Here is a 21,774-nt window from a genome sequence, read left to right on the forward strand (position 1 = left end):
CCCGGACGCGCGGGCGAGACTCTCGGGAAGGCGCTACGTGAGTCCCAACGGCTCCGACCTCCCCCACCGCCCAAAGGGCGTGGGCGGCACCCCCACGTGGCGGCGCGGGTTGCGGCGGAGGCTGCCGCAGGCGCTGGCTGCCGGCCTGGTCCTTGCTACGGCCACCGGCTGCTCGTACAAGGACTATCCCCGCCTCGGCATGCCCAGTCCCGCCACAGAGCAGGCACCACGGATCCTCGCCCTGTGGCAGGGTTCCTGGGCCGCGGCACTGGCCACCGGCGCGCTGGTGTGGGGCCTGATCCTGTGGAGCGTGATCTTCCACCGGCGAAGCCGGACCAAGGTCGAGGTCCCTCCGCAGACCCGTTACAACCTGCCCATCGAGGCGCTGTACACGATCGTCCCGATCGTGGTGATCGCGGTGCTGTTCTACTTCACAGCCCGGGACGAGTCGAAGCTGCTGGACACCTCGGCGAAGCCGCAGCACGTGATCAACGTGGTCGGCTTCCAGTGGAGCTGGGGCTTCAACTACGTCGAGAACGTCGACGGCGACCCGGCCACACCGAAGAACAGCAAAGTACCGTCCCAGCTCTCCGAGATCCCGGCGAACAAGCTGCTCTACCCCGCGGGCGCCGAGGGCGTCTACGACGTGGGCACCCCCGCCAGCCGGAACCCGGACACCGGCAACCCCGGTCCCACGCTGTGGCTGCCCAAGGGTGAGACCGTCCGCTTCGTGCTCACCTCGCGCGACGTGATCCACTCGTTCTGGATCGTGCCGTTCCTGATGAAGCAGGACGTCATCCCGGGCCACACCAACGTCTTCGAGGTGACCCCCAGCAAGGAGGGCACCTTCCTGGGCAAGTGCGCCGAGCTGTGCGGTGTCGACCACTCCCGGATGCTGTTCAACGTGAAGGTCGTATCGCCCGAGGCATACCAGCAGCACCTCAAGGACCTCGCCAAGGCGGGTAACACGGGTTACATCCCGTCCGGTATCGCCACCACGGGCAACGCGAAGAACTCGGAGCCCAAGACCACATGAGCATTCTCAACGAACCGCAGGGCGCGGCGCCGGCCGATGACTCCTACGAGGACGAAATCCCGGCCCGCACCAAGAGCCCAGGCTCTGTGGTCATCAAGTGGCTGACCACTACCGACCACAAGACCATCGGCACCCTGTACCTGGTCACGTCGTTCGCGTTCTTCCTGATCGGCGGTGTGCTCGCGCTGCTGATGCGCGCCGAGCTGGCCAGGCCGGGCAACCAGTTCCTGTCGAACGAGCAGTTCAACCAGGCGTTCACGATGCACGGCACCGTGATGCTGCTGATGTTCGCGACACCGCTGTTCGCCGGCTTCACGAACTGGATCATGCCGCTGCAGATCGGCGCGCCGGATGTGGCGTTCCCGCGGCTGAACATGTTCGCCTACTGGCTGTACCTGTTCGGCTCGCTGATCGCGGTCGGCGGCTTCGTCACCCCGCAGGGCGCGGCCGACTTCGGCTGGTTCGCGTACTCGCCGCTGTCCAGCGCGGTCAACTCGCCCGGCGTCGGCGCCGACATGTGGATCATGGGTCTGGCGCTGTCGGGCTTCGGCACGATCCTCGGCGCGGTCAACTTCATCACCACGATCATCTGCATGCGCGCACCGGGCATGACGATGTTCCGCATGCCGATCTTCGTGTGGAACGTGCTGCTGACCGCCGTTCTGGTGCTGCTGGCCTTCCCGGTGCTCGCCGCCGCGCTGCTGGCACTCGAAGCCGACCGAAAATTCGGCGCACATGTCTTCGATTCCGCCAACGGCGGCGCCTTGCTGTGGCAGCACCTCTTCTGGTTCTTCGGCCACCCAGAGGTGTACATCATCGCGCTGCCGTTCTTCGGCATCATTTCCGAGGTCATCCCGGTCTTCAGCCGCAAGCCCATGTTCGGTTACATCGGCCTGGTCGCGGCGACGATCTCCATCGCGGGCCTGTCGGTGACGGTGTGGGCGCACCACATGTACGTGACCGGCGGTGTGCTGCTGCCGTTCTTCTCGTTCATGACGTTCCTGATCGCGGTGCCGACGGGCGTGAAGTTCTTCAACTGGATCGGCACCATGTGGAAGGGGTCACTGAGTTTCGAGACCCCGATGCTCTGGTCGGTCGGCTTCCTGATCACCTTCGCGTTCGGTGGTCTGACCGGTGTGATCCTGGCGGCGCCGCCGCTGGACTTCCACGTCTCCGACTCGTACTTCGTGGTGGCGCACTTCCACTACGTGGTCTTCGGCACCGTCGTCTTCGCGATGTTCGCCGGATTCCACTTCTGGTGGCCGAAGATGACCGGCAAGATGCTCGACGAACGGCTCGGGAAGATCACTTTCTGGACCCTCTTCTTCGGCTTCCACGGCACCTTCCTCGTCCAGCACTGGCTGGGCGCCGAGGGCATGCCGCGCCGCTACGCCGACTACCTGGCCGCGGACGGCTTCACCACGCTGAACACGGTGTCCACGATCAGCTCGTTCCTGCTCGGCCTGTCGATCCTGCCGTTCCTCTACAACGTGTGGAAGACGGCGAAGTACGGCAAGAAGGTCGAGGTGGACGACCCGTGGGGCTACGGCCGCTCGCTCGAGTGGGCGACGTCCTGCCCGCCGCCGCGGCACAACTTCACCTCGCTGCCGCGGATCCGCTCCGAATCCCCGGCCTTCGACCTGCACCACCCCGAGATCTCGGCGATCGACGCCCTCGCGGCCCACGGTGCGAGCACGGCCATTTCCGGTGCTGAGAGCAAGGGGGCGGGCCAGTGAAGGTCCAAGGTTGGATGTTCGGCGGCTTCGCCGCCTTCATCCTGGCGACGGCCATTGTGTACGGCCTGTGGTCCAAGGAGCCGACCGGTACGACCGCGCTCTTCCTGGCGTTCGCGCTGTGCACCATGATCGCGTTCTACCTGGGGTTCACCGCGAACCGGGCCGACGCCGGGGCGATGGACCGCGAGGACGCCGACATCTCCGACGAGGCCGGCGAAGTGGGCTTCTTCAGCCCGCACAGCTGGCAGCCGCTCGCGCTCGCCACCGGTGGCGCGATGGCCTTCCTCGGCGTCGTCTTCGGCTGGTGGCTGCTGTTCTTCTCGCTGCCGGTGGTCCTGATCGGGATCTTCGGCTGGGTGTTCGAGTACTACCGCGGTGAGAACCGCACCCAGTGACCACCCGCTGAACCCGCACAGCCGCCCGGGGCGGGCCGCGGTACCTGACCAGGTACCGCGGCCCGCCCCTTTTGCACCCCTCCGCCGTGCGGAATCGCCGGCCGCTTCTTAGCGTGGGCCCATGAGTCACATTCCTCGACGCCGGATAGCGTTGCGCTGCGCCCTCCTCGTGGCGCCCCTCGCGGTGGGGCTCACCGCCTGCAACGGGGACGGCAACCCGCTCGCCGCCCCGCCCTACGAATCCGCCGCCAAGGTCGCCTACTCGGTCACCGACGGCGGCAAGGCCGACCCCGCCAAGCCGCTCAAGGTCACCGTCAAGGACGACGGCAGCCGGATCACCGATGTCACCGCCACCGACGCCGCAGGGCGCTTCGTACGCGGCAAGCTCAGCGCGGACGGCCTCAGCTGGCAGTCCACCACCGGGCTGGCCGCAGGGGCCCACTACACGGTCAGGGTGAGCACCGAGGACGGCGACGGCCACCCCGGCCGCAAGGTCCTCGGCTTCGACACCACCCCGGCCGACGCGGGCCTGCACGTCGCCTTCGGCCCCGACGCCGGCACCTACGGCGTCGGCCAGCCGATCACCGCCGAGCTGAGCACCCCGGTGAAGACCCCCGCGGCCCGCGCCGCGGTCGAGTCCAACCTGATGGTCAGCAGCACCCCGCAGGCCGCGCCCGGGTCCTGGTACTGGGTCGACGACCGCACCCTGCACTACCGCCCGGGCGACTACTGGCCCGCGCACGCCCAGATCACCGTCCGCAGCACGCTCAACGGCGTCAAGGTGCAGGACAAGCTCTACGGCGGCACCGACAAGCCGCTCACTCTCCACACCGGCGACCGCATCGAGGCGATCACCGACGCCGCGACCGACCAGATGACCTTCAAGGACGACGGCAAGGTGGTCAGGACCATGCCGGTCACCACCGGCAAGCCGGGCTTCGACACCCGCAACGGCATCAAGGTCGTGCTGGCCAAGGAGAGCTTCGTCCAGATGAAGAGCGCCACCGTCGGAATAGCCGCCGGCAGCTCCGACTCCTACGACCTGCCGGTCTACTGGGCCACCCGGGTGACATGGAGCGGTGAATATGTGCACGCCGCGCCCTGGTCCGAGGGCTCGCAGGGCTCCGCCAACGTCAGCCACGGCTGCACGGGCATGAGCACCGACAACGCGCACTGGTTCTTCGACCATGTGCGCCAGGGCGACGTCGTCCAGGTGGTCAACAGCCACGGCCCCACCATGACGCCGTTCGACAACGGCTTCGGCGACTGGAACCTGGACGCGGCCAAGTGGCGGCAGGGCAGCGCGCTGGGCGCCAAGGCCGCCGGCCTGGCCGAGCGGGGCTCTGCGGCGGTGGCGCCGAACCCGATGTCCAACCCGGCGCGGCTGCGCCCGGAGACCGCCTGAGCCGCCCCGAGGGGCGGCCGTCCGGCATGTCCCGGGCCGCGCCGCGCGGCCGTACGCGCTAGCGCGTCGCGACCGTCTTCGCCACCGGCTCGATCCTGCGCCGCAGCAGTATGGCGAGCGTGTCGCTGACCGCCACCGGGTCCACCGGGTGCGTCGCCGCCGCGTCCGCGCGGCTCCAGGTGGCCAGCCACGCGTCCTGCGGGCGGCCGATCAGCACCAGCACCGGCGGGCAGTGGAAGATCTCGTCCTTGATCTGCCGGCACACGCCCATACCGCCCGCCGGGGCCGACTCGCCGTCCAGGACGCAGACGTCGATGCCGCCGCGCTCCAGTTCGGTCAGCACCGCGGGCAGCGTCGCGCACTCCACGAACTCCACCGGCGGCAGGTCGGCGGCGGGCCTGCGGCCGACGGCGAGCCGGACCTGCTCCCGGGTGTTCGCGTCGTCGCTGTAGACCAGCACCGTGGCAGTCGCCTGCATCCTGGCTCCTCCTCGTGATCTTCGTGATCCCCGTGCAGCGTGTGCGGCTCGTGAACGGTTTCTCAAGTGTGGGGGATGCTACTCCCGCAGGCGCCGTCCGTGGAGGGTCCGCGGCTTCCCAAGATCTCGCGGACGGGCCGTCATCCCTCGTTCGGGGGACTCCGCCGGCCTCCGACACGGTGCCCGGCGGGAGCTTGACACACCGAAGGGGACCCCCGGAGTGAGCGCCGGATAAGCGACCGACATAATGTCGGACGTGGCGACAGCAACAGCAGTAGAAACCGGGCACGCGCACCCGTCGGTCAACCGGCCGAACCTCACGAGCGTCGGAACCATCATCTGGCTGAGTTCCGAGCTGATGTTCTTCGCGGCCCTCTTCGCGATGTACTTCACCCTTCGGTCGGTCACGGGTGCCGATTTCTGGAAGGAACACGCCCATGCGCTGAATGTTCCGTTCTCCGCGACGAACACCACGATCCTGGTGCTCTCCTCCTTCACGTGCCAGATGGGCGTCTTCGCCGCTGAGCGCGGCGACGTGAAGAAGCTGCGCTCGTGGTTCATCGTGACGTTCGTGATGGGCGCGATCTTCATCGGCGGGCAGATCTTCGAGTACACGAACCTGGTCAAGAAGGACGGGATCTCACTCAGCTCCGACCCTTACGGTTCGGTGTTCTACCTGACGACCGGCTTCCACGGGCTGCATGTGACAGGTGGTCTGATCGCGTTCCTGCTGGTGCTCGGCCGTACGTACGCGGCCAAGCGGTTCACCCACCAGCAGGCCACCGCTGCCATCGTCGTGTCCTACTACTGGCACTTCGTCGATGTCGTCTGGATCGGCCTCTTCGCCACGATCTACCTGATCAAGTAGTCGGTCGCGTACCGCAGCACGGTGCCGGACAGGCACAACCCGAAGCATCGACACAAGAGATCCTGACACCGGGGTAATCCGTGAAAAAGCTCTCCGCACGACGGCGCCACCCGCTGGCGGCGCTTGTCGTCCTACTCTTCGCGCTAGCGGCCACCGGGGGGCTGTACGCCGCGCTCGCGCCGGCACCCAAGGCGCAGGCCGACGACTCGTCCCAGTCCCTCGCGATCACCGAGGGCAAGAAGCTGTTCTCGGTCGGCTGTGCAAGTTGCCACGGCACGCACGGCCAGGGGAGCTCGGACGGCCCCAGCCTGGTCGGCGTCGGCTCGGCCGCGGTGGACTTCCAGGTCGGCACCGGCCGGATGCCCGCGCAGCAGCCCGGCCCGCAGATCCAGAAGAAGAAGGTCCAGTACACCCAGGGCGACATCGACCAGCTGGCCGCGTACATCGCCTCGCTCGGCCCCGGTCCCGCCGCTCCCGACCCGGACCAGTACGACCCGGCGGGCGCCGATGTGGCCAAGGGCGGTGAGCTGTTCCGCACCAACTGCTCGCAGTGCCACAACTTCGTCGGCAAGGGCGGTGCGCTGACCGACGGCAAGTACGCGCCCACCCTCAAGGGCGTGGACCCCAAGCACATCTACGAGGCCATGCAGACCGGCCCGCAGAACATGCCGTCCTTCCCGGACACCACGATGCCGTCGAAGAACAAGGCCGAGATCATCGCGTACCTGAACGCGGTCGACTCCGCGGACAGCCACAACCCGGGCGGCTTCACGCTGGGCAGCCTCGGACCCGTGCCCGAGGGCCTGTTCGCCTACATCTTCGGCCTCGGTGCGCTGATCGCCGTCGCCATTTGGGTCGCGGCCCGTACGTCCAAGGCCAAGAAGTCATGAGCGAAACCGGATCCCACAACGACATGGCAGAGCCAGAGGAACACCTCCCGACCGTCCGCGGTGCCCACGGCACCGACGCCGCGGTCCCCGGCGACCCGTTCGCCAACCCCGGCCACCCGGAGCACGAGTTCCGCCGTCAGGACATCGACGAGAAGGCGGCCGACCACTCCGAGCGGGTCGTCGCCGGGCTGTTCACGCTGTCGATGCTGGGCACCATCGCCTTCATCGCGAGCTTCGTGATCTTCCCGGTCGACAAGTACGTCTACATCTTCCCGGTCGGGCACGTCAGCGCGCTGAACTTCTCGCTCGGCCTCTCGCTGGCCGTCGCCCTGCTCGGCATCGGCGCGGGCGCCGTGCACTGGGCCCGCACGCTGATGTCCGACGAGGAGATCCCCGACGACCGCCACCAGGCGGACGCCGACGACGAGCTGCGCGCCAACATCGAGACGCAGTGGAAGCAAGGTGTCAAGGAGAGCGCGTTCGGCCGGCGCAAGCTGGTCCGCAACACCATGCTCGGCGCGCTCACCCTCGTACCGCTGTCAGCGGTCGTGATCCTCCGGGACCTCGGCCCGCTGCCTGAGGACAAGCTCAGGCACACCGCCTGGGCCAAGGGCAAGGCGCTGATCAATCCCAACACCAACAAGCCGTTGCGTCCCGAGGACATCCCGGTCGGCTCGCTCACCTTCGCCCAGCCCGAGGGGCTGAACGAGGAGGACGAGGACTTCCAGCAGCAGATCGCCAAGGCTGCCCTGATGGTCGTCCGGCTCAAGCCGGAAGACATCAAGGACAAGAAGGAACTCGACTGGTCGCACCAGGGCATCGTGGCCTTTTCCAAGATCTGCACGCACGTGGGCTGCCCGGTCAGCCTGTACGAGCAGCAGACACACCACGTACTCTGCCCTTGCCACCAGTCGACGTTCGACCTGTCGGACGGAGCCAGAGTGATCTTCGGTCCCGCGGGTCACCGGCTGCCGCAGCTTCGGATCAGCGTCAATGGTGAGGGCAACCTCGTTGCGATGAGCGACTTCGAGGTTCCCGTCGGTCCGGCCTTCTGGGAGCGCGGATGAGTACTTCGACAGAGACCTCGACGAACACTCGGCGAGGCCCCAAACACCCCGGCCAGCGCGTCGCGGAGTGGACTGACAGCCGAGTCGGCCTGTACAAGCTCGGCAAGTCCAATCTGCGGAAGATCTTCCCCGACCACTGGTCGTTCATGCTCGGCGAGGTCTGCCTCTACAGCTTCACGATCCTCATCCTCACGGGTGTGTATCTGACGCTGTTCTTCCACCCCAGCATGAACGAGGTCGTCTACAACGGTCCGTACGCGCCGCTGCAGGGCGTACGGATGTCGGACGCCTACGCGTCCACGATGCACATCAGCTTCGAGGTGCGCGGTGGTCTGCTGATCCGGCAGATCCACCACTGGTCCGCGCTGATCTTCATCGCGGGCATGATCGTGCACATGATGCGGGTGTTCTTCACCGGAGCGTTCCGCAAGCCGCGCGAGCTGAACTGGCTGTTCGGCTGGACGCTGCTCTTCATCGGCATGTTCGAGGGCTTCACCGGCTACTCGCTGCCCGACGACCTGCTGTCCGGCACCGGCGTCCGCTTCACCGAGGGCGCGGTGCTGTCCACGCCGATCGTCGGCACGTACCTGTCGATGTTCCTGTTCGGCGGCGAGTTCCCCGGCCACAACTTCGTGCCGATCTTCTACTCGGCGCACATCCTGCTGCTGCCGGGCATCATGGCGGCCCTGCTGGTCACCCACCTGATCCTGGTCTTCTACCACAAGCACACCCAGTTCCCGGGTGCGGGCAAGACCGAGAAAAACGTCGTCGGTATGCCGTTCTTCCCCGTCTACACCGCCAAGGCGGGCGGCTTCTTCTTCCTGGTCTTCGGTGTCATCTCGGCCATCGCGGCCCTGGTCACCATCAACCCGATCTGGACCATGGGTCCTTACCGGCCGGACCAGGTGTCGACCGGCGCGCAGCCCGACTGGTACATGGGCTTCTCCGAAGGCCTGATCCGGGTGATGCCGGGCTGGGAGATCAACGCCTGGGGCCACACCCTGGTCCTCGGCGTGTTCATCCCACTGATGATCTTCCCGCTGGTGCTGGTCGCCATCGCCGTCTGGCCCTTCCTCGAATCGTGGGTCACCGGCGACAGAGGCGAGCACCATCTGCTGGACCGGCCGCGCAACCGCCCGGTGCGCACGGCCTTCGGCGTCGCCTGGCTGACGCTGTACTTCACGCTGCTGATCGGCGGCGGCAACGACCTGTGGGCCACGCACTTCCACCTGTCGATCGAGACGATCACCTGGTCGGTGCGGGTCGGCTTCTTCGTGGCGCCGGTGGCCGCGTTCTTCATCACCAAGCGGATCTGCCTCGGCCTGCAGCGCCGGGACCGCGACAAGGTGCTGCACGGGCGCGAGACCGGCATCATCAAGCGGCTGCCGCACGGCGAGTTCATCGAGGTGCACGAGCCGCTGCCGCAGGAGCAGCTGCACATCCTCACCGCCCACCCGCAGCCCCAGCCGCTCGACGTCGGCCCCGAGGTCGACGAGAACGGCGTGGAGCGCAAGGTGAACCCGGTCACGAAGGTGCGGGCGCGTCTGTCCCGCAACTTCTACGGTGAGCACAGCCAGATTCCGAAGCCGACGGTTGAGGAGTACGACGAGATCACGAGCGGCCACGGCCACCACTGACTCGCCGTCTGGCGTTGCACGTCGGCCCCCCGGGCCGGTCGGACACTCCTCGAAGGGTGCCCGACCGACTCGGGGGGCTTTTTCCTGCGGTCCACCGCGGGAAGGGGGTGCCCTTTCAGGGCGCGGGTCGTCACCGGCCGGAAGGGGCTGTTGCTGTCGCATCCGGACCACCGGCCGGTGGTGGGTTGCTCGCGCCGTTCCGCCCCCAGAGCTTCGCGTGGGGGTACTCCCAGTGCCTGCTTACGGGGCACGTCCCGCCGTGCGGACAGCGCGCCACCGTCGTGGCCGGGCGCGCAGTTCCCCGCGCCCCTGTCGGGCACCGCCTTGCCGGAGGGGAGCCGCAGGACCTCCGCGCCCGGGGGAGGGGCGCCCTCTGCGGGAGAGGAACCGTGAGAGCGCTCGCGGCCCTTCGGGGCGCTTCGCGCGGATAGGGTGGGCGGGCTGAGGACCGTACTGACCACCAGGAGCGTGGACCATGAGCGTTGTGAACCCGGCAGGTGACGAGACCGGGGCGCTGCGGACGTGGCCCGACGTGCTGTCCCACCTGATCGCGGGACGTGACCTGGGGGTCGACGACACGGCGTGGGCGATGGACGCCATCATGCGCGGCACCGCCACCGACGTGCAGATCGCCGGGTTCGCCGTGGCACTGCGGGCCAAGGGCGAGACCGTCGAGGAAGTCACCGGCATGGTGCGGGCGATGTACGCGCACGCCAACACCATCGACGTACCCGGCGCCACCGTGGACATCGTCGGCACCGGCGGCGACCGGGCCAGGACGGTGAACATCTCCACGATGGCGGCGATCGTGGTCGCCGGCACCGGCGCGAAGGTCGTCAAGCACGGCAACCGGGCCGCCTCGTCGGCCAGTGGCGCCAGCGACGTACTCGGGCACCTCGGGGTGAACCTGGACCTGTCCCCGCAGCGGGTCGCCGAGGTCGCGGAAGAAGCCGGCATCACCTTCTGCTTCGCGGTCAGGTTCCACCCGGCGCTGCGTCATGTGGCCACCGCACGCGGGGAACTGGGTGTCGCCACGACCTTCAACTTCCTCGGCCCGCTGACCAACCCGGCCCGGGTGCGCGCGCAGGCCACCGGCGTCGCCGATCTGCGGATGGCGCCGATCATGGCCGGCGTGCTGGCCGAGCGCGGCTCGTCGGCGTTGATCTTCCGCGGTGACGACGGCCTGGACGAGCTGACCACGACGGCCACCTCGCAGGTGTGGGTGGTCGCCGACGGCAAGGTCTCCCAAGTCGCCTTCGACCCGCGGGACATCGGCATCGACCTGGTGCCGGTCGAGGCGCTGCGCGGCGGCGACCCGGCCTACAACGCGGACGTCGCACGGCGGCTGCTGGCCGGCGGGACCGGCCCGGTGCGGGACGCCGTCCTGCTCAACTCGGCCGCCGCGCTGGTGGCCCTCGACCCCGGCGCCGGCACCCTCGAAGAGCGGCTGGCCGCAGGGGTGGCCAGGGCGGCGGAGTCCCTGGACTCCGGGGCCGCCGCGGCCGCCCTGGAGCGCTGGGCGGCGGCCACGAACGCCTGATCCGTCCGCAAGGCACCGTCCGTACCGGTCCGTACCGCGGACGGTGTCTTGCGCTCACGGCGTCCTGTGGCAGAATCCCTTGCAGGTCACGAGTGACAGCGTAAAGGCCCCGGCTCGCTGTCCGGCAACCCTCCGTCCGAGGCGGGGTGCCCCGGGTGATGACCGGGCTGTGAGCAGCGAGGCTCGCAGCAAGCCGGACTGGGGAGTTCTTCATGCGCAAGCGAATGCGATAGGGCCTTCGGCCCCGGTTCCGCCGTACCGCGGTGCCGTAGTGCACCGGTCCATCTTCCGTCCGCTGCCGTCCGACATACCGTCGCGCCCCGCACAGGCGCACGGCGCTGTCGTCTGCCTTCGTGCCAGGAGCCTGCCATGACTGTTTCCGCCGCCGTTTCCGCCGCCGCCTGTACGACCGTTCCCGCCGCCGACACCTGCGACATTCCCGCCCCGCCGCTGCCCGTGCTCGGCCGGGACGTCTCCGTCCCGCTGGTCACCGGCGGCGAAGTCACCTACGCCGCCCTCGACTACGCCGCCAGCGCGCCCGCGCTCCAGCGGGTGTGGGACGACGTGGCCGCGTACGCCCCCTACTACGGCAGCGTGCACCGCGGCGCCGGGTATCTGTCGCAGCTGTCCACCGAACTCTTCGAGCAGAGCCGGGCCACCGTCGCCGGCTTCCTCGGCTGCCGGCCCACCGACCAGGTGATCTTCACCCGTTCCACCACCGACTCGCTGAACCTGCTGGCCGCGGCGCTGCCCGAAGGCACCCAGATCTTCGTCTTCGAGACCGAGCACCACGCGGCGCTGCTGCCCTGGCAGCGGGCGAAGGGCGCGCGGGTCACCTGTCTCGACGCGCCCCGTACGCCGGAACAGGCGGTCGCCGCACTCGACGTGGCGCTGCACGGTGCGCCCAAGGGACCCAAGCTGGTGTGTGTCACCGGCGCGTCGAACGTGACCGGCGAGGTGTGGCCGGTACGCCGACTGGCCGCCGCCGCGCACCGGCACGGCGCCCGTATCGTGCTGGACGCCGCGCAACTGGTGCCGCACCGGGCCGTGAACGTCGCCGAACTCGACGTCGACTGGGTCGCCTTCTCCGGTCACAAGCTCTACGCGCCCTTCGGCGCCGGGGTGCTCGCCGGGCGGCCGGACTGGCTGCGCGACGCCGAGCCCTACCTCGCGGGCGGCGGCGCCACCCGTACGGTGGTCCGGCGGGCCGACGGGCAGCTCGACGCCGAGTGGCACGGCGCGCCTGCCGCGCGGCACGAGGCGGGGTCGCCCAACGTCATCGGCGCGTACGCCGTCGCGGCGGCGTGCAAGGCGCTCGCCGAGACCGGTTTCGACCGGCTGGTCGACCACGAGCGCCGGCTGCTCGGCCTGCTGCGGGAGGGCCTCGCCGAGATTCCCGAGGTGCGGGTGCTGTCGCTCTTCGGCGAGGAGTCCGACCGGGTCGGGGTGCTGACCTTCGTCGTCCAGGGCTGGAACAGCTCGCACCTGGCCGCGGCGCTCTCCGCGGAATACGGCATCGGGGTGCGGGACGGGCTCTTCTGCGCGCATCCGCTGGTGCGGCACCTGCTCGGGGGCGAGGCGGAGGACCCGGGTGCCTGCGGTTCCCCCGACTCCGCGCCCGGCCACCCCTCCTTCAACGCGGTCCGCGTCAGCTTCGGCGTGGGCACGCCGGCCGAGCACATCCGCCGCTTCACCCGCGCGGTCGCCACCCTCGTCCGCGACGGCGCCGCCTGGACCTACCACACCGAAGCCGGCCGCTGCGTCCCCACCCAGTCCTAGCCCCGAGGCCCCGACAGGTGGCGCCCACCAGGGACGCGGGGAACACCGCGAGCAACCCACCACCGGTCCGGTACGGGCCGAAGAGCCCCTTTGGGTCGGTGCCGACCCGCGCGCGGGTGGACCCGCCCCTGCCGCGGGGGGTGCCCACCAGGGGCGCGGGGAACGGCGCGAGCAACCCGCCACCGGCCGGTGGTCCGGTACGGACCGAAGAGGCCCTTTGGGCCGGTGCCGACCCGCGCGCGGGTGGACCCGCCCCTGCCGCGGGGGGTGCCCACCAGGGGCGCGGGGAACGGCGCGAGCAACCACCCACCGGCCGGTGGTCCGGACGCGACAGCAACAGCCCCACCGGCCCGGTGCCACCCGCGCCCGGATGGGGGCCCGCCCCTGCCGCAAAGGGCAGCCCCTGGGGAAAACCCGCCCCGGAGGGGCTAGGCGTCGAGGCCGATCGCAAACGCCGCCTCAAGGTCGTGCTGCGAATACGTACGGAAGGCCACGTGCGTATCCGTCACCTGGACCCCGGGAATCTTGCTGATCCGGCCCGGGATGATGTCCGCCAGGTCGTCATGCCGGGCCACCCGCACCAGCGCGACCAAGTCGTACGTACCGGTCACCGAGTAGACCTCGCTGACATTGTCGAGCGCGGCGATCGCCTCGGCGATCTCCGGGATCCGGTCCACGGTGGTCTTGATGAGCACGATCGCGGTGATCACGAGTGAACGTCTCCTTGGGTGGTCGTCCCGGCAACGACGCCCAGCTTAGACCGGGGCCGGTAGCAGGCCCACGCCCAGCAGAAGCCGAAGGCGAAGCCCACCACGTGGGCCAGGTAGGCCACCCCGGGGCCGCCCGCCGCGGTCTGCGCGGCGAACCACTGCAGCACGAACCAGAAGCCGAGCACCATCCACGCGGGGAAGCGCAGCGGGATGAAGAAGAGGAAGGGGAAGACGCTGGTCACCCGGGCCCTGGGATAGAGGTAGAGGTACGCCCCGAGCGCCCCGGAGATCGCCCCCGACGCCCCGACCAGCGCCTGCGTGCCATCGGCGTGCGCGAGGGCGAAGCCGTAGGTGGCCAGGCAGCCCGCGACCAGGTAGAAGAGCGCGAAGCGCACCCGGCCCATGCGGTTCTCGACGTTGTCGCCGAAGACGTACAGGAAGAGCATGTTGCCGATCAGGTGCAGCCAGCTGCCGTGCAGGAACATCGAGGTGACGACGGACACGACCGGCACCTTGGCGTAAGCCCCCTGCGGGCCGCACCCGGCGGGCAGGCCGAGGTCGCCCGGTGACAGCCGGCCGTGGAAGAGCTCGGCGGGGATCACTCCCCAGCGGTCGAAGTACAGCGCCTGCTCGCAGGCCAGCCGGTGCCCGCTGCCGTAGACGGGGGTGAAGCCGGACAGCGGGCCGAGCAGGAAGACGGCGGTGCACACGGCGATCAGCCCGTACGTGACGACCGGCGTACGGCGGACCGGGTTCTTGTCGTACACCGGGATGAGCATGGACCGATCATGACGCAGCGGGCTTAACGGGCATAGGCCGCCTCGCCGCAGCGCGCCGCACCTCCGAGGCCTTAGGGTGACCGGGACGCACGCTCCCCGAGCAATCACCAGCGGAAGAGGTACCTGCGATGCCGGTTCCCCTGCCGACCGCGACGACGCGGTGGCGCTGCACTCTGTGCGGAAATCTGACCCGTTTCGACGTGACGCGCTCCTCGCGGGTCGTGGAGTACGTGCACCTGGACCTCGGCGGTGAGCCGTCGGTCGAGGAGACCGAGGTGCTGGCCGAGACCGTCGAGTCGGTGCGCTGCCGCTGGTGCAACGCGGTGGACCGGATCGAACTGGTGGACCGCCCGAGCGCGGGTGCCGATGGGAACAGCAGTACGGAAAGCGCCGCCGGGAGCGGTTCCGCGTCGGGCTGAGCGCCGGGCGGGGACAATGGAAGCAGCAGGGCGGCGGGCCGGAGGGATCGAAGGGGGCCGGGAGGACGCCGAGGAACCGGACGGGAGTGACTGGTGGACGGTATCGGCGGTTTTCCGCATGCCGGGGCAAGCGGTGCCGCGGCGGAGGAGTCCGCCGGCCCCCCTGCCGCGGCCGGGTCCGCCGACTCCGGCGACCCGGGTGACGAGGCCCCGGAAGGCGCCGGCGTCGAGCCTGCCCTGGACCGGCCGCTGCCCGAGGGCGTACGCCACCGGGTCGTCGCCATCGCCGCGGAGGCCTTCGGCGGGTTCACGTACCAGGAACTGCCGGTCTCGCTGCGCCCGTACGCCCGTTTCACCCCCACCCGGCGGGTGAAGTACGCCGGGACCGCACTGGCCTCGGCCCTGGAGCACGACCCCGCCTTCCGGCAGCGGGTCGCGGGCCGGCTGCGCGAGTCCCAGGCGGAGCTGGCGGGCGCGCTGGAGGGCGGCACCCCGCCGCCCGCCGCCGATCCGCTGGACGTGGCCGCCGCCGCGTACCTGCTGCGCCCGGCGGGCTGGGCCAAGCTGGTCGCGACCGCGGGCGAGGAGGCCCAACGGGCCGACGCGGAGCGGGCCGACGAGGAGACGCTGCGCGAACTGGCCGCACTGCGCGCCGAGGTGGACGCGCTGCACGAGCACGGCAGGGCCGACGCGATCCGGGCCAGGGCCGAGCTGGAGTCGGTGCGCAGGGAGGGCGACGCGCTGCACCGCAAGCTGCGCAGCGCCCTCAGCGACGTCAAGCGGGCCGAGGCCGCGCAGCGCAGACTCCAGGCGGAGGTGGAGGAGTTGCGGGCCGCCGCCGCCCACGACAAGGCCGCAGCCGACGCCGAGGCGCGCCGGCTGCGTACCCGGCTCGCGGAGGCGGAGGCCGTCATCGAGACCGGGCGCAAGGCCGCCCGCGAGGGGCGCAGCATCGAGGACGTACGGCTGCGCCTGCTGCTCGACACGGTGCTCGACGCGGCGTCCGGGCTGCGCCGCGAACTCGCCCTGCCGCCGCGGGACACCATGGCGGTACGCCCCGCGGACACCGTGGACGCGGTGGCGCCCGGTACGTTCAGCGCCCGCGACATCGCCACCCGCGCGCTGTCCGAGACCGATCCGGCGCTGCTCGACCAACTGCTCGCGCTGCCGCAGGCGCATCTGGTGGTCGACGGCTACAACGTGACCAAGACCGGTTATCCGGCCATGCCGTTGGAGAAGCAGCGGCTGCGGCTGCTGGGCGGGCTCGCGGCGCTCGCCGCGCAGAGCGGCGCCGAGGTGACGTGCGTCTTCGACGGCGCCGACCTGGACATGCCGGTGCTGCTCGCGCCGCCGCGCGGGGTGCGGGTGCTGTTCAGCAAGGCCGGTGAGACCGCCGACGAACTGATCAGGCGGCTGGTGCGGGCCGAACCGCCCGGCCGGCAGATCGTGGTGGTCTCCGCCGACCGCGAGGTGGCCGACGGGGTCGCCAAGGCCGGTGCCCGCCCGGTCGCCTCGACGCTGCTGCTGCGCCGGCTCGCGCGGGTCTGACGCCGGGCCGGATCGCGGGGTCGACGCGCGGGCCGGGTGGCCCGGCTCACCCGCGGGACCGAACCCGCCTGCCCCGGCAACTGCTTTTCCGGCCGTTCGAAGGCTCCAGGCTTTCACTAGTGCACCAGTGCGCACTCTGCGTCGAATGCTCATCACTGCGCGTATGAAGCATGTAAAGAAAACGCTAACCGGTCGAGATTTTGCCTTCAAGGATTTGAACCGATCACAGAAAGGTCACTAAGGTCAGGCCTCGAACCTCCGCGCAGTCGATCATCCAATCCGGGTGGCGCGTCGGGGGCCGCCCGCCAGTCGTCAACCGGTAGGCGGCTGAAGGAAGAAGGAGCTCGCCTTCGTGGCGTCCCACCGTCGTCCCAAGCCGGCAAGCCGCACGCGCGTGACCGTGCTCACCGCGACCGCCGCAGCAGCGGTCGCGCTCTCCGCCCAGGCGGCCAGCGCCGCCCCCGCGAAGCCCAGCAAGCCCACCTCGGTCAAGGACGCCAAGGCCCAGGTGGACACGCTGTACTCGCAGGCCGAGCAGGCCACCGAGAAGTACAACGGGGCCAACGAGAAGCTCAAGTCCCTGCAGACCGAGGCCAGCACCTTGCAGGACCAGGTGGCGCGGCAGCAGGAGCACCTCAACACGCTGCGCGACAGCCTCGGCACGATCGCGGCCTCGCAATACCGCGGCGGCGGAATCGACCCGTCGCTCCAGCTCTTCCTGTCCTCCAACCCGGACAGCTACCTGGACCAGGCCACCGCGCTCGACCAGATCAGCTCGCTCCAGAGCAGCGCCCTGCAGCAACTCCAGGACGCCAAGCGGACCCTGGACCAGGAGCGCGCCGAGGCCACCGCCAAGCTCGCCGAACTCCAGGCCACCAGGACCGAGCTGGGCCAGCGCAAGAACGAGGCCAAGACCAAGCTGGCCCAGGCGCAGGCGATCCTCAACTCGCTCACCGCGGCGCAGCGCCAGCAGCTGGCCAACGACGACGCCCGCGCGAACCGCTCCACCGACCGCGTGGACCTCGGCGACGCCAAGCCCGCCACCGCCCGCGCCGCTTCGGCCTTCGCCTACGCGCAGGGCAAGCTCGGCAAGTCGTACGTCTACGGCGCCTCGGGCCCCAACACCTTCGACTGCTCGGGCCTGACCTCCTGGGCCTACCGCCAGGCCGGGGTCACCATACCCAGGACCGCGGAGGAGCAGGCGAGCGCCGGTACCCGGATCTACTCCGAGTCCAAGCTCTCGGTCGGCGACCTGGTCATCTTCTACGGCGACTACCACCACGTCGGCTTCTACGCCGGCAACGGCATGGTGCTGCACGCCCCCAAGCCCGGCGCGGTCGTCCGCTACGAGTCGATCGGCAACATGCCCTTCCAGTTCGGCGTCCGCATCTGACGTTCCGTCGCGGGAGAGTACGGCGTTCGGGTGGTGCCTGATCCTGCCCGGCGCCCGGTGTCGGCCCGGTGACCTGCGGCTCAGCCCCCGACCGGTCAGACGTACGGGTGACGGCGTCTTTGTGCGGTGAGTGCCCGGCTGGCTACTGTCGGCTGCTGTGGCATCCCATCGACGCGCACCGCAGCCTGGCCTGGCCGTCCGTACCACCCGGGTCACCGTGCTGTCCGCGGCGGCCGCGGCCACCGCGGCACTGTCCGGCGGCACCGCCCAGATCGCGGCGGCGGACCCCTCGGCCGCCGCGGGCCAGGACACCGGGACCCGGCTCGACCGGCTCTACCAGCAGGCCGAGCAGGCCACCGAGAAGTACGACGCCGCCCAGGAGCGCGCCAAGCAGTTGCGCGCCGACCTCGCCACGCTCCAGGAGCGGGCGGCCCGGGGCCAGCAGCGGGTCAACGAACTGCGCGGCGAACTCGGCGTGCTGGCCGCCGAGCAATACCGCGGCGGCGCCCTCGACCCGTCACTCGCGCTGCTGCTCTCCGACAACCCCCAGGACTCCCTGGACCGCGCCGCAGCCCTGGACCGGCTGGGCTCCCGGCAGGCCGGGCAGCTGCGCGAACTCCAGGACGCGGAAAGGACGCTGAGCGGGCAGCGCACCCAGGCGGCGGGCAAGCTCGCCGAGCTGGGCCAGACCAGCGCGGAGCTGCGGCAGCGCAAGGCCGCGGTGCAGCACGCGCTCGCCACCGCCCAGCACCTGCTGCACACCCTGCCCGCCGGCTGGCAGGCCGGCTTCGTGCCCGGCATGGGCGACCGCGCCTCCCGCGACCGCGCCCTGCTGCCCGGCCTCGCCGACCTGCCCGCCGCCTCGGCCCGCGCCGCCCTCGCGGTCGCCGCCGCCCGCCAGGCCCTCGGCTCGCCCTACGTCTGGGGGGCGTCGGGCCCGCACTCCTTCGACTGCTCGGGCCTGATGCAGTACGCCTACGGCCGCGCGGGCGTGGCACTGCCGCGGACGTCCCAGCAGCAGATGAACGCCGGCCGCCGCGTCCTCCTCGACCAGGCACGCCCCGGCGACCTGATCATCTACCGCGGCGACGCCAGCCACGTCGCCATGTACGTCGGCGGCGGCCGGGTCATCCACGCCCCCTACCCGGGGGCCCGGGTCCGCTACGACCCGGTGGGCATGATGCCGATCACGGCGGTGACCCGGCCGTAGGCGCCGGCGGCGGCGTACGCGGTCCTGGCGCCGCTCCTGGCGCCCTCCCCGCCATGGGCGGCCGGTGCGGTGACCGGGGGGCGGGGGCGGGCCGTACGATCGGCCCCATGACCGCGGTGCACCCACGACGCTCGACGGCCGGCGCCGTGCCCGCCCTCCTCGTCCTGCTCGGGCTGCTCGCCGGGCTGACCGGCTGCGGGGGAGCCGCGCACAAGCCCGCGCGGCCCGCCGCCGACCCCGCCGTGCAGCAGCTGCTCGACCGGCGCGCGGCAGCGGTGCGGCAGCACGACCAGCAGGCCTTCCTCGCCGGGGTCGACCCGCACGCCACCCGCTTCCTGGCCGCCCAGCGGCAGGTGTTCGGCAACCTCGCGCAGGTGCCGCTCGCCGACTGGTCCTACCGCCTGGTCCGCACCGACGCCTTCCCGCTCCCGCCGATGGCCGGCACCGGCGGCACCCGCAGGACCGCCGCCGAGGTCCAGCTGCGCTACCGGCTCAGCGGCTACGACGCCGAGCCGGTGGTCTCCACCTCCTACCTGACCCTCACCCAGCGCGCCGGGCACTGGTACGTCGCCGCCGACGACGACGGGGCGTCCGCCGGCCACCGCAGCGCCGTACAGCTGTGGGACCAGGGCAAGGTGACCGCGGTGCACGGCACGCACAGCCTGGTGCTGGGCCTGGGCGACACCAAGACGCTGCGCGGCTACGCGGCCGACGCCGACCGGGCGGTGCCGCAGGTGCAGCATGCCTGGGGCACCGCCGGCTGGCCCGGCACCGTCGTCATCGAGGCGCCGCGCACCCTCGACCAGCTCGGCGCGCTGCTGGCCGCGGACCCCGACGACTACAAGGGCATCGCCGCGGTCACCACCGGAGAGCTGGGCGGCAGCGCGCAGGCCCCCGCCGACCGGGTGATCGTCAACCCGGCCGCCTTCGGCGAGCTGTCCGCCTTCGGGCGGCAGGCGGTGCTCACCCACGAGACCACCCATGTCGCCACCCGGCTGGCCACCACCGCGCACACCCCGCTGTGGCTCTCCGAGGGCTTCGCCGACTGGGTCGCCTACCGCGAGTCCGGCCGCACCGCCCCGGAGATCGCCCCGGAGCTGGCCCAGGACGTCACGGCGGGCCACATCCCCGCGGCCCTGCCCACCGCCGCGGACTTCCGCCCCACCTCCACCGACCTGGCCCAGGCCTACGAGGGCGGCTGGCTCGCCAGCCGCCTGGTCGCCGACGAGTGGTCCCCCGACCAGCTGACGGCCCTCTACCGCGCGGCCGGCACCGGCGCGACCCTGGACTCGGTGCTGCGCACCCACCTGCACCTGTCCCTGACCGACTTCACCGCGCGCTGGCGCACCTACGTACAGCAGGAGCTGGGATGACAGGGCGGCCCGAGGACGCGCCGCAGGACGGCGGGGCGGCGCCTGGCGGCGACCTCACGCCCGAGCGGACCGGCGGGGCGCGGTCGGCCGGGCGGCCCGAGGATACGCGGGGCGGTGACGCGGCGGCGCCTGGCGGCGGGGACTTCACGCCCGAGCACATTGCGCGGGCGCGGGAATTGCGGCGGGGGGTCTGGCCCGTCGCGCTGGCCGGGCGGGCGGCGGGGCTCGCGCTGCTGCTCGCGCTCGGCCTGACGTCCGCGGGTGCCGGGCTGGTCACAGCCTTCGGCGGTGCGTGGGCCGCACGGGTCGCCGCAGGGGCCGTCAGCCTCGTCCTGCTGCCCCAGCTCCTGTCGCTGCCCTTCGCGGCCCGCAGCCGGGTCGTACGGGCCCGCTTCGGCCTGGTGACCCAGGGCTGGGGCGGCTGGGCGGTGGACGTGCTGCGCGGCCTGCTCATCTCGCTGCCGCTGGTCGCGGGCGCCCTCTTCGCCGTCTACGCCCTGGCCGGCGTCACCCGCTGGTGGTGGGCCTGGGCCGCGCTCGGCGCCGCGGCTCTCACCGTCGCCCTGTCCTGGGTGGCGCCCGTGCTCTTCGAGCCGCTCTTCAACCGCTTCACGCCGATGGCCGCGGGACCGCTGCGCGACGCCCTGCTCGCGCTGGCCGCCCGCGACGGCGTCACCGTACGGGACGTCCTGGTCGCCGACGCGTCGCGGCGCACCACGGCGCTCAACGCGTACGTCTCCGGCTTCGGCAGGACCCGGCGCATCGTCGTCTACGACACGCTGCTGAGCACGGCGGAGCCGCGGGAGGTGGAACTCGTGGTCGCGCACGAACTCGGGCACGTCGTACACCGCGACGTCGCCCGCGGGACCGCGCTCGGCGCGGTGGGCGCGGCCGCGGGGGTGTGCGTGCTGGCGGCGGTCGTCAGCTGGGGGCCGCTGCTCGATCTGGCCGGCGCCGACCGTTTCGCCGACCCGCGGTCGGCGTGGCTGCTCGCCGCGGTCGCCGCGGTCGGCGGGGCGCTCGGCGGGCCGCTGGGCTGCGCGATCAGCCGCCGGGTGGAGCGGCGGGCCGACCGCCACGCGCTTGCCCTTACGGGGGACCCGGCCGAGTTCATCGCCATGCAGCGGCGGCTCACCGTCGCCAACGTCGGTGAGCCGGCGCCGCCGCGGGTCCTCCACGTGCTCTTCGGCACGCATCCGACTCCCGCCGAGCGCATCGCCCTGGCCCGAGCCACTCGCTGACCCCGCGGGGGGTTCCGTGCGGCGTGCCCGCGCGATTGCCTGCGGTCTTGCGGTGGCCCGCGGCCTTGGGGTGGGGTGCCACTTGCGGTGGCCCGCGGCCTTGGGGTGGGGTGCCACTTGCGGTGGCCTGTCGCACGTGCGGTGCGTCGTGGCTGGTCGCGCAGTTCCTCGCGCCCCTGGGGGGTGCCTCTTGCGGTGGCGTTGCACCTTGCGGTGCGTCGTGGTTGGGCGCGCAGTCCTTCGCGCCCCTGGGGTGGTGGTCGTCCGCCC

19 protein-coding genes and 1 riboswitch are annotated in these 21,774 nt (G+C 71.2%); of the genes, 16 read left to right on the forward strand and 3 right to left on the reverse strand.

Going from position 1 to position 21,774, the window contains the following annotated elements; all coding sequences use genetic code 11:
- The first annotated feature begins 37 nt into the window (after nt 1-37).
- From ctaC to OHA86_RS28235, 4 genes are all read left to right on the forward strand, one after another.
- Nucleotides 38-1,036: an aa3-type cytochrome oxidase subunit II gene (gene ctaC / locus OHA86_RS28220; protein WP_329179669.1), complete on the forward strand. Its 999-nt coding sequence runs from the start codon at nt 38-40 to the stop codon at nt 1,034-1,036.
- The gene (gene ctaD, locus OHA86_RS28225; protein ID WP_329179671.1) at nt 1,033-2,772 is read left to right on the forward strand and encodes an aa3-type cytochrome oxidase subunit I; all 1,740 of its coding nucleotides are present in this window, start codon (nt 1,033-1,035) and stop codon (nt 2,770-2,772) included. The genes ctaC and ctaD overlap by 4 nt, the downstream gene beginning before the upstream one ends.
- Nucleotides 2,769-3,167 (forward strand): cytochrome c oxidase subunit 4, encoded by a 399-nt coding sequence (locus OHA86_RS28230; protein WP_329179672.1) that lies wholly within the window; start codon nt 2,769-2,771, stop codon nt 3,165-3,167. The genes ctaD and OHA86_RS28230 overlap by 4 nt, the downstream gene beginning before the upstream one ends.
- A gap of 121 nt (nt 3,168-3,288) precedes the next feature.
- Nucleotides 3,289-4,572 (forward strand): L,D-transpeptidase, encoded by a 1,284-nt coding sequence (locus OHA86_RS28235; RefSeq protein ID WP_329179674.1) that lies wholly within the window; start codon nt 3,289-3,291, stop codon nt 4,570-4,572.
- Between the two features lie 58 nt (nt 4,573-4,630).
- On the opposite strand, the gene OHA86_RS28240 is transcribed toward OHA86_RS28235, so the two are convergent.
- Nucleotides 4,631-5,050 (reverse strand): hypothetical protein, encoded by a 420-nt coding sequence (locus tag OHA86_RS28240; RefSeq protein ID WP_329179676.1) that lies wholly within the window; start codon nt 5,048-5,050, stop codon nt 4,631-4,633.
- 247 nt (nt 5,051-5,297) lie between these two features.
- Between OHA86_RS28240 and ctaE the strand changes: the two genes are divergently transcribed.
- The 6 genes from ctaE (at nt 5,298) to OHA86_RS28270 (ending at nt 12,831) form a co-directional block, all read left to right on the forward strand.
- Nucleotides 5,298-5,918 (forward strand): aa3-type cytochrome oxidase subunit III, encoded by a 621-nt coding sequence (gene ctaE / locus OHA86_RS28245; protein ID WP_073497404.1) that lies wholly within the window; start codon nt 5,298-5,300, stop codon nt 5,916-5,918.
- Between the two features lie 80 nt (nt 5,919-5,998).
- On the forward strand, nt 5,999-6,808 hold the full coding sequence (qcrC, locus tag OHA86_RS28250; RefSeq protein ID WP_329179678.1) for a cytochrome bc1 complex diheme cytochrome c subunit: 810 nt from the start codon (nt 5,999-6,001) through the stop codon (nt 6,806-6,808).
- Between the two features lie 23 nt (nt 6,809-6,831).
- A complete protein-coding gene (gene qcrA, locus OHA86_RS28255) occupies nt 6,832-7,875 on the forward strand; it encodes a cytochrome bc1 complex Rieske iron-sulfur subunit (RefSeq protein WP_329179679.1) in 1,044 nt (347 codons plus the stop codon).
- Nucleotides 7,872-9,512: a cytochrome bc1 complex cytochrome b subunit gene (gene qcrB / locus OHA86_RS28260; RefSeq protein ID WP_329179680.1), complete on the forward strand. Its 1,641-nt coding sequence runs from the start codon at nt 7,872-7,874 to the stop codon at nt 9,510-9,512. Before qcrA ends, qcrB begins: the two co-directional genes overlap by 4 nt.
- Nucleotides 9,513-9,987: 475 nt before the next feature.
- Entirely contained in the window at nt 9,988-11,052 is a 1,065-nt protein-coding gene (gene trpD, locus OHA86_RS28265) for an anthranilate phosphoribosyltransferase (protein WP_329179683.1), read from the forward strand.
- An 84-nt stretch (nt 11,053-11,136) separates the two neighbouring features.
- Nucleotides 11,137-11,253: riboswitch (SAM riboswitch) on the forward strand.
- 168 nt (nt 11,254-11,421) lie between these two features.
- Complete coding sequence (locus OHA86_RS28270; protein WP_329179684.1) at nt 11,422-12,831, forward strand: aminotransferase class V-fold PLP-dependent enzyme; 1,410 nt, start codon at nt 11,422-11,424, stop codon at nt 12,829-12,831.
- Between the two features lie 428 nt (nt 12,832-13,259).
- Here the strand turns inward: OHA86_RS28270 and OHA86_RS28275 are convergent, their stop codons facing one another.
- Together OHA86_RS28275 and OHA86_RS28280 are read right to left on the reverse strand one after the other, a co-directional pair.
- Nucleotides 13,260-13,541, reverse strand: a complete 282-nt coding sequence (locus OHA86_RS28275; RefSeq protein ID WP_329179686.1) for an Lrp/AsnC family transcriptional regulator — start codon at nt 13,539-13,541, stop codon at nt 13,260-13,262.
- Nucleotides 13,538-14,320: a rhomboid family intramembrane serine protease gene (locus OHA86_RS28280; protein ID WP_329179688.1), complete on the reverse strand. Its 783-nt coding sequence runs from the start codon at nt 14,318-14,320 to the stop codon at nt 13,538-13,540. Before OHA86_RS28280 ends, OHA86_RS28275 begins: the two co-directional genes overlap by 4 nt.
- 128 nt (nt 14,321-14,448) lie before the next feature.
- Here OHA86_RS28280 and OHA86_RS28285 point away from each other — a divergent pair, with 128 nt between their 5' ends.
- The 6 genes from OHA86_RS28285 (at nt 14,449) to OHA86_RS28310 (ending at nt 21,504) form a co-directional block, all read left to right on the forward strand.
- Nucleotides 14,449-14,739, forward strand: coding sequence for a hypothetical protein (locus OHA86_RS28285; protein ID WP_329179690.1), 291 nt, complete (start codon nt 14,449-14,451; stop codon nt 14,737-14,739).
- Nucleotides 14,740-14,976: 237 nt separating this feature from the next.
- Nucleotides 14,977-16,287, forward strand: a complete 1,311-nt coding sequence (locus tag OHA86_RS28290) for an NYN domain-containing protein (protein ID WP_329182586.1) — start codon at nt 14,977-14,979, stop codon at nt 16,285-16,287.
- A gap of 352 nt (nt 16,288-16,639) precedes the next feature.
- The gene (locus OHA86_RS28295; protein ID WP_329179692.1) at nt 16,640-17,680 is read left to right on the forward strand and encodes a C40 family peptidase; all 1,041 of its coding nucleotides are present in this window, start codon (nt 16,640-16,642) and stop codon (nt 17,678-17,680) included.
- Between the two features lie 157 nt (nt 17,681-17,837).
- Nucleotides 17,838-18,890: a C40 family peptidase gene (locus tag OHA86_RS28300; RefSeq protein WP_329179694.1), complete on the forward strand. Its 1,053-nt coding sequence runs from the start codon at nt 17,838-17,840 to the stop codon at nt 18,888-18,890.
- A 107-nt stretch (nt 18,891-18,997) separates the two neighbouring features.
- A complete protein-coding gene (locus OHA86_RS28305; RefSeq protein WP_329179696.1) occupies nt 18,998-20,263 on the forward strand; it encodes a hypothetical protein in 1,266 nt (421 codons plus the stop codon).
- Entirely contained in the window at nt 20,260-21,504 is a 1,245-nt protein-coding gene (locus tag OHA86_RS28310; protein ID WP_329179697.1) for a M48 family metalloprotease, read from the forward strand. Before OHA86_RS28305 ends, OHA86_RS28310 begins: the two co-directional genes overlap by 4 nt.
- Nucleotides 21,505-21,774: the final 270 nt, after the last annotated feature.

This window comes from Streptomyces sp. NBC_01477 (assembly GCF_036227245.1).
Classification (GTDB): Bacteria; Actinomycetota; Actinomycetes; order Streptomycetales; family Streptomycetaceae; genus Actinacidiphila.